This window comes from Allokutzneria sp. NRRL B-24872, from assembly GCF_002155965.1.
GTDB lineage: Bacteria > Actinomycetota > Actinomycetes > Mycobacteriales > Pseudonocardiaceae > Allokutzneria.
The window spans coordinates 1-1586 of the sequence record NZ_MUMH01000266.1 but is presented as its reverse complement, the minus strand read 5'-3'; the positions used below and the strand labels follow the sequence as shown (position 1 = coordinate 1586).

General features: G+C 68.0%; 4 protein-coding genes. 2 read left to right on the top strand and 2 right to left on the bottom strand.

Annotation, left to right across the window (positions count from 1 at the left end; genetic code table 11):
* On the bottom strand, nt 1-192 hold a 192-nt coding region (locus CCN37_RS41885), incomplete at its 3' end, for a beta-lactamase family protein (protein ID WP_246843543.1).
* Nucleotides 192-398, bottom strand: coding sequence for a hypothetical protein (locus CCN37_RS42510; RefSeq protein WP_371505681.1), 207 nt, complete (start codon nt 396-398; stop codon nt 192-194). The genes CCN37_RS42510 and CCN37_RS41885, both read right to left, overlap by 1 nt.
* A 344-nt stretch (nt 399-742) precedes the next feature.
* On the opposite strand from CCN37_RS42510, the gene CCN37_RS41880 reads away from it, so the two are divergent.
* Together CCN37_RS41880 and CCN37_RS37240 are read left to right on the top strand one after the other, a co-directional pair.
* Complete coding sequence (locus CCN37_RS41880; RefSeq protein WP_246843542.1) at nt 743-1405, top strand: DNA glycosylase AlkZ-like family protein; 663 nt, start codon at nt 743-745, stop codon at nt 1403-1405.
* A partial coding sequence (locus CCN37_RS37240) for a DNA glycosylase AlkZ-like family protein (protein ID WP_371505680.1) occupies nt 1368-1586 on the top strand: 219 nt, incomplete at its 3' end. The genes CCN37_RS41880 and CCN37_RS37240, both read left to right, overlap by 38 nt.

Below are 1586 nucleotides of genomic sequence, written 5' to 3'. Positions count from 1 at the left end.
CACGGCGAGGGCGGTCAAACCCTTGGTGCCACTGGCAATGGCGAAGCGCGTGTCGAGTTCGTTAGGGATGCCGTGGCCGCGGTGCGCGAAGCCGTACGCCTGGGCGAACTCGACGGAGTCGCCGCGGCTCACGGAAATGACGCCGGAGAAATCGGTCGATTCGGCGAGCGAGGAGACAGCGGAGTACGACATCAGACGGGCTCCAAGCGTGTGTGAGGCGGAGCGGGGAGCTCGACCCGGATCTCATCGCCGGGGCGGACCTCGCCGCCTGTCACCACGACGCCCATGATCCCCGCCTTGCGCACGAGATCGCCGTTGGAATCACGGCCGAGGACGGCGGGCAGGACGCCCTTCTGGAACCGGTCGATCTGGACGCAAGGGTTGCGCAGGCCGGTCACGCGCACCACCGCTTTTTCCCCAACGTGCAGCAGGGTGCCGGTGNNTGTTCTCGCCGAGCTCACCGGGGCCGACCGCGTACCCCGCCTCGGCCAGTTCGTCGTGCAGTTCGCCGTGGATGAAGTGGACCTGGCGCAGGTTCGGCTGGCTGGGGTCGCGGGCCACGCGCGAGCGGTGCTGCACGGTCTCGCCCATGTGCGCGTCGCCGTCGACGCCGAGCCCGGCGAGCAACATGATCGACTCGTGGTTGGGCTTGCTGAACGAGTACGTGGCGTTGCGGCTCACAGCGGCGACGTGCATGAAGTTCCTCCAGCGAGTGTCGGTGGGCGGAGCTAGCTTTCCCAGCATGGGTGAACGGCTCTCGTTGGTCGAACAAAATCGCGCGCTCCTGGCCCGTCAGGGGCTGCTGGAGCGGTGGCGCGCGCCGTTGACGGACGTCGTCGAGTCGATCGGAGCGCTCCAGGCGCAGCAGTGGGGCGCGCTGCCGGTCGCGCTGTGGACGCGGATGCACGACTTCGAGCCGGACGATCTGTACGGCGCGTTCGAGCGGCAGGAGTTGGTGGCGGGACAGTTCCTGCGCGGGACGCTGCACGCGGTGTCGGCGCGGGAGCAGCCGTACTACTCGATGGTGGTGCAGGACGGCGGGCTGAACTACTGGCAGCGCACCAAGGCGGAGTCGAACGCGGAGGATCTCCGGAAAGCTTTGCGGGAGTACACCAACGGCGTGACGCGCACGGTGGAGGAGTCGTGTGCCTTCATCGAGGAGTGGGTGAGCGCGAACCCCGGCCGGATCGCGCATGAAGAGCATGTGTTCCAACGTGATCACAAGTGGCGGCCGTTCCGTGCGACGAGCGACTTCATGCGTTGGCCAGCGAGCGGTAAGTGGGGGACGAAGGCGCCGGAAGCGCATCGCACCGCGCCCTGCCCGCCGNNCTTTCGGGCCGGTCACGGCGGAGGACACGGCGTACTGGATGGGCTGGAAGGTGCCGCCGGTGCGCAATCTCCTTGAAGCGCAAGGAGATCTGCTGCGGTTCACCGACGAGGCGGGGCGCAGGCTCTACGACCTGCCGGACGCGCCGAGGCCGGATGCGGAAACCGCTGCGCCAGCGCGGTTTCTCGCGCCCTTCGACAGCGTTCTGCTTGCCTACGAAGCGAAACGGCGGCAGCGCGTGCTTCCGGACGAGCACAAG